The organism is candidate division WOR-3 bacterium (genome assembly GCA_039801365.1).
GTDB lineage: Bacteria > Hydrothermota > Tepidihabitantia > Tepidihabitantales > Tepidihabitantaceae > JBDRUN01.
Genome location: JBDRUN010000115.1, coordinates 1 through 6,173, shown reverse-complemented (window position 1 = coordinate 6,173; position 6,173 = coordinate 1). Strand labels below are relative to the sequence as shown.

Annotated in this window: 7 protein-coding genes; all 7 read right to left on the bottom strand. The window is 57.8% G+C overall.

Annotation, left to right across the window (positions count from 1 at the left end):
- Positions 1–190 (bottom strand): hypothetical protein (locus tag ABIL25_10610; protein MEO0082718.1); only part of this gene is annotated, 190 nt, incomplete at its 3' end.
- A 218-nt stretch (positions 191–408) separates the two neighbouring features.
- Entirely contained in the window at positions 409–1,056 is a 648-nt protein-coding gene (locus ABIL25_10605; GenBank protein MEO0082717.1) for an indolepyruvate oxidoreductase subunit beta, read from the bottom strand.
- Complete coding sequence (gene iorA, locus ABIL25_10600; GenBank protein ID MEO0082716.1) at positions 1,053–2,903, bottom strand: indolepyruvate ferredoxin oxidoreductase subunit alpha; 1,851 nt, start codon at positions 2,901–2,903, stop codon at positions 1,053–1,055. The genes ABIL25_10605 and iorA overlap by 4 nt, the downstream gene beginning before the upstream one ends.
- Complete coding sequence (gene buk / locus ABIL25_10595) at positions 2,875–3,963, bottom strand: butyrate kinase (protein MEO0082715.1); 1,089 nt, start codon at positions 3,961–3,963, stop codon at positions 2,875–2,877. The genes iorA and buk overlap by 29 nt, the downstream gene beginning before the upstream one ends.
- A complete protein-coding gene (locus ABIL25_10590; protein MEO0082714.1) occupies positions 3,964–4,560 on the bottom strand; it encodes an IMP cyclohydrolase in 597 nt (198 codons plus the stop codon). It abuts the gene before it with no gap.
- 2 nt (positions 4,561–4,562) lie between these two features.
- Entirely contained in the window at positions 4,563–5,765 is a 1,203-nt protein-coding gene (locus tag ABIL25_10585) for a 2,3-bisphosphoglycerate-independent phosphoglycerate mutase (GenBank protein ID MEO0082713.1), read from the bottom strand.
- Between the two features lie 69 nt (positions 5,766–5,834).
- Complete coding sequence (locus tag ABIL25_10580; GenBank protein ID MEO0082712.1) at positions 5,835–6,029, bottom strand: hypothetical protein; 195 nt, start codon at positions 6,027–6,029, stop codon at positions 5,835–5,837.
- Positions 6,030–6,173 lie beyond the last annotated feature (144 nt).

The following is a 6,173-nucleotide window of genomic DNA, read 5'->3' as shown; positions in this document are numbered from 1 at the left end:
ACGGGCTGATGTTTGTGGCCCTGGTGATGGCCTGGGTGCGGTCGCATGGGATACAGACCGAGGTGAGCTGGCAGCTAGAGCTATTCCAGTTGGCCAGGTTCTGGACCCACCCGCAGTCTCCGTCCGCTACGACGATGAAACAATGGATCCGGCGCTCGGTCTGCACCCGGTATCGGCTCATCACTGGCATTACGCTAATAGAACGACAAGACGACCGAAAGACCGAGCACCGCAATGGTGTCCTCGCGTCTGGACGAATTTTCCCATATTCAAGCCTACAGCGATGTTAGTCACGTGACCGGCAAGGGGAAATGCAGCCGTAAGAGACGCCTGTTCTGGAACTGAAGCTACGCAAAGCCTTCTGTCATCTTCCACAGGTTGGGTAGACCTGACGTTCGGTACAAGAGGTCAAAACCCGGTTTGGCCGGGACACTGAGGTGTGACGCGCCCCATGTAGCTAGCTCCAGCCCCAATGTCATAGGAGCTACCGATAGCTAAACCGCGGTCGAAGGCGCGAAGATTCAAGTCAACGAATCCTGGTTTCACCTGAAGCCGAATGATATCACGGAACACTGACCGAGGAAACTCAAGAAGCCGTGACACAGCGCCGAGCATGACAACGTTCTGAACCCGCGGATCGCCAATTTCTCGCGCAGCCTCGAATGCCGACACCACCAACCGTCGCGGGGCGCGGGCCATGATGCGTTCGTCTAACAGAGCATCGGTCGGACGCTCAACCAGACCTAGCAACACCGGAAGTGGGTCTATCCGGTGTGGGTCGTACACTAGCCAGCCGTTCCCGGCCAAAAAGTGAACGTGACGCAGCGCCTCAAGCTTCTCAAAAGCAACAACAAGGTCCGCACTTCCCTCCTCAACCAACGGCGAGTACACCTTCGGCGCGTACCGAACGTGAGTCGTTACACTTCCGCCCCGCTGCGCCATGCCGTGCACCTCACTCTTCTTGACGTCGAGACCCGCGGCCAGCGCAATGTTCCCAATAAGGTCGGAAAAGAGCAGTACGCCCTGGCCGCCCACGCCGCAGACAATGATGTTCATTCAATCGCCCCCTGAGGACACACGTCGGCACACATTCCGCACCCGGCGCACAGGTCCTCAAGAACCATCGTCTTCTCGCCCACCATGGTCAGCGCTGGACAGCCCAGACCCAAACAGGTCTTACACCCCGTACATTTTTCGGTATTCACCTTCCTCGGCTTCTCACGCAGTCGCACAAGAAGCGCGCAAGGCCGACGGGAGATGACAACCGCCGGTCCCGGCTGCTTCAGAAGTTCTCTGATCAAACGTCGGGTTTCCTTGACTCGGTACGGGTCCACAGCAACAACTCGCTCGATTCCACACGCTCGAGCTAACGCGGCAATATCCACAGCAACGGTCTCTTCGCCTGACAGTGTCCGACCTGTACCCGGGTGATCCTGATGTCCTGTCATGCCCGTGGTCCTATTATCGGCAATGACGACGACCACATCCGACTTGTTGTACACGACGTTTAGCAGTCCGGTGATTCCAGAATGAAAGAATGTCGAATCGCCAATGACCGCAACTCTTCTTCTCGGGTCGTTCCGGCCGAGTGCCTTGTCGCAGCCGTGGGCGAATGTTATCGAAGCGCCCATGTCAATGCATGTATCCATGCTATTGTGAGGTGGCAAAGCCCCTAGCGTATAGCAGCCTATGTCACCGCCGATAATCACCCTCTGTTTCTGCAAGGCGTAGAAGAGGCCGGTATGCGGGCAGCCTGGACACAGAGCTGGCGGCCGACTCGGCAGGTCTGGTTCGGGCTCAATAGCCTTGTCCGGCGACAACTGTCGGGTCCCTGCGACCGTACCCAAGAGACCATTTCCATCGTTTGGCTGTCGGCTGTTAACTGCCTGTGCGGAAGTTGAAATTTCCCCTGACCCCTCTCTTGGTTCCTGGCGTCGGGTGCTCGGCCTGCCGAGCGCCAGCCGGACCACCCGCGGATTCAACTCACCCCATCTGGGCAGCTTGTCCTTGCCGGTCGCTTCAATACCAAGGCTCCGCACATGCAGTTCAAGAAATGGGTCGACTTCTTCAACGACTATGACTTGGTCAACGCCAGCCGCGAACTTCCGCACTAGGCTGGCCGGAAACGGATTTACCATGCCGAGTTTGAGATACGAAACCTCAGGAAATACCTCGCGACAGTAGTGGTACGCCACCCCATCGCAGATAATCCCGATCCTGCGTTCGCCCTGCTCGACCCGGTTCGCCGAGGTTCTTTCGGAGTAGGCACGCAACCGATCCAACCGATGTTCGAGGTCAACGTGTCGGATTCGGGCGTGCACGGGCAAAAGAACGGTCTTGGACACCTGTTTCTCGTACCCCTTGACTGGCCGCTCGGCCCGCTCGCCAATGGTCACAATCGAACTCGAGTGAGCGACCCGGGTCGTGATGCGTATCAGCACCGGTACATCGTACTCCTCCGAGACCTCAAAAGCTAGGCGGGTGAAGTCCTTCGCCTCCTGACTGTCCGCGGGACAAAACATCGGGATTTTGGCCGCGAGCGCATAGAACCGGTTATCCTGTTCGTTCTGCGACGAGTGGAGTCCTGGATCGTCAGCAGTTACAATGACAAGTCCTCCCCTAGCTCCAATGTGGGCTGCCGAAAACAGAGGGTCCGCCGCCACATTCAATCCAACATGCTTCATCGCCGCCAGAGCCCGTGCTCCGCTGATTGAGGCACCCAGCGCTACCTCGAGCGCAACCTTCTCGTTTGTTGACCATTCGCAGTACACGTCGCTGAATCCAGCGAGCGTTTCCAGTATCTCGGTGGAGGGTGTACCCGGATATGCCGCAGCGACATGGCAGCCAGCCTCCCACGCGCCCCGCGCTATCGCCTCATCGCCTGAAAGCAGTTTCCTGTTCATACAGTTTGACTGGCTCTTTCCCGCTGAGTGCAGTCAGTAGCCGCTCAGCCAGCGCACGCATCTCCTCTTCACCCGGAAACACAAATATCCGTGGGCTAAGAAACCGTATCCAACCGCGAAGCGCCGCCACCAGGCGCTTCGACTTGACCAACCCGCCGGTCAGGACTATTCCGTCGAGTTCACCCCGACAAACGACCGTGTAGGCTCCAATCCACTTGGCAATTTGGTAAACGAGCGCATCGTACACAATACACGCAAAGCGATTGCGCTTGACAACGAGCGCCTCAAGCTGCCGCACATCCTCGGTTCCGAAATAGGATACCAACCCACCCCGGCGCTGAACCAAGTCAAGAACATCGCGCTCTGAGTACCGGCCGGAGAAACAGAGGCGGATAAGTCCGGACAATGGCAAGGTGCCGGCTCGCTGAGGCGAAAAAGGACCGTCGTCATTGGCATTGGTCGCGTCAACCTGCCGACCGCGAACATGCGCGGCAACGGTAATACCAGTACCTAGGTGGGCTACAACGAAACTGCAGCGATTGTAAGGTTTGCCGATCTTGCGGGCCGCAGCAGTTGCAACTGTCCGGCAGGAAAGAGCATGCGACAGTGCGACGCGATTGATGCCCTTCAGGCCAGTGACGCGCGCCACATCCCAGAACTCGTCAGTTGATTCTGGGTCCACGAAATATGCCTCAACACCGAGCTCTTCAGCCAGCTCGTGAGCTACAAGCGGACCCAGTAGCGACGGATGAATGGTCTGTACCTTGCCCTGTCGAATGTCGGCAATGACACGGGCCGTGACTCGGTAAACTCCGCCGGAAACCGGCTGTAACGGCCCTCCCCGGGTAACAATCGCTTCGACCGCTTGCGCGTCAAATCGGTGCTGGTTCAGAACATCAAGTACCGCCTGCTTGCGAAGGCGATACTGATCAAGCACCATCTTGTACTTGGCAAGTTCAACCGCAGGGTGTTCAACATTCTCGGCAAAGACTTGGCGGCGGTCACGAAAAACTGCCACCTTGGTCGAACCTCCGCCAGGGTTAATAGCCAGGATGACCACTCACAGGAGTGTACCATCTGCAAAGGGATTGTCAAGAATAGCACCTCTTGGGGAAGCAAGATAGCGCGCGATCGCCGCGTCGTACCGACTCGTAATCTCGAATGTCCGCGCTGCCAGTTCGTGCCTCATCTCGGCGCTGATCGCACCGTGCTCGTCGAGCTCGGCGACCAGCCTTGGGTAGTACGAGGGGTCCGGTACCACGGTAACGTAGGCGTAGTTCTTGGCCCCAGCCCGCAACAACGTCACGCCGCCGATGTCAATCAGCTCCACGAGTTCGTTGTGGTCTGCACCGCGGGCGAGACCGGCCTCGAACGGGTACAGGTTACACACGACTATGTCAATCGGCTCTATCGTCGGGTCACGTCGTGTGGTCAGGATACCGCCAGCAATTCTGGGATGAAGGGTCTTAACCCGACCGCCGAGAATCTCGGCCGAGCCTGTGTATTCGGCGATGTCAGTAACCGGAACACCAGCCTCACGGATAGTGTCCGCGGTCTTTGCGGTTGAAAGCAGCCTGAAATTGTGTCTATGTAGAGCCTTTGCAAGCTCAACCACCCCGGTCTTGTCCCAAACCGAGATGAGCGCGTTTCTGGCCATACCTAGGCGCCGTATTTCGCAAGCCTGAGGCTGTGAGCAAGCAGAACTGTCATGAGCTCACGTGACCGGAGCCGACCCAGACTGCCCTGATTGCAGGCCCGTTCGCTGAATCCGCCAGACAGTATCTGTGGCCTTGCGTACTTGGACCAAATAAGGACCGGTACCGGATGCCAAGAATGACCCTTGAGAACGGCCGGAGTCGAATGGTCGCCGGTGATGCACAGAACATCGAAACCGATTGAGACAAGCCGGGGCACGATCTCCTCGTCGAACCGCTCGAGGAGTTCGACTTTGGCGTCGAAGTCACCATCCTCGCCCGCCATATCAGTTTCCTTGAAATGAAGGTAGTAAAAGTCATAGTCCTGAGCATGCCGCGAAAGAACCGCAACCTCGTCATCCCAGGTGCCCCTTGAATCAAGTACTTCCATACCAACCAACCGAGCCAGCCCGCGGTACATCGGGTAAACCGCAACGCACGCGGCATTCAGCCGGTACCGTTCGAGAAACGTCGGAATAGCAGGAATGCTCGCAAGTCCGCGTAGGAGCACCCAGTTCGCCAAAGGTTCACTTGCCAATACCTCAGCACACTTCGCGACAAACGCATTGACTATCCTGGCCGACTTGTCCGCCTCAGGTTTGAGCGGTCTGACATCAACTGGTGGAAGACCATCATGCCCGGGGTCAGAATCTGTCAACCCGTCAGCCAGGCCCTCGCCGCGAAAGACAACAGCAAACCGGTGCTCCTTGCCCGGTTTCACAATCACTTCAACGCCCTCAATCTTGCCAACTTGGTCCGCGAGTCTAGCGCACAGCTTCGCACTTGACTCGGTCGAAATCCGACCAGCTCTGCGGTCTTTGATCTTGCCGTCCGGGCCTACGTAGGCAAAATTGGCCCGGCAGCACAAGTCACCGCGCCTGACATCAAGCCCAACCCCAAGTGCCTCGAGTACCCCGCGGCCAACCTGGTATTTGACCGGATCGTACCCAAACAGCGCCAAGTGTGCAGGTCCGGACCCTGGCGTGACGCCTGGCTCGACCGGAACCAGTAGGCCTAAAGCAGACTGCTTGGCCAGCCGGTCGAGGTTGGGAATCGCTGCCGCTTCGAGTTCGGTCTTGTCCTCTTGCGGCAGTCCACCTAGGCCGTCTAAGACCACAAGTAGTATCCGACTTGTTCCCTTGGTGGCCAGTTGTTCAACAAGTTCCATGCTAGCTATGGTAAGTTCCGAGGCAACTTTGTGAAGAATCGACGCGATTCTGGTTCAGGGCGCTGGCCATCAATCGACGACTACTCTAACCTCGACTTCGAAACGCCTACCGTCCATTATCCCGCGGAACGCAAGCACATGTTCGCCTTCGGGCATCTGGGCACCACCAGCTTTCCAACCGGTGGACAGATACGTCTCACCGGCGGCTTTGGGTCCGGGCGCGAGCGGATCCTCCATTGTTCCCAAACCGGGAAACGTAATCAAGAGCGAAGTCAACGTCAGGGGGCCGGCCAAGGCACATCGTGACCCCCTGCCTGACGCTTGCGCGTTTCATATGATACCCGTAGCGCCAGCAACTCGTCAAGGTCGAGCGCAGGCAACAGGAGAACACCCTGGTCTACCTGCGGC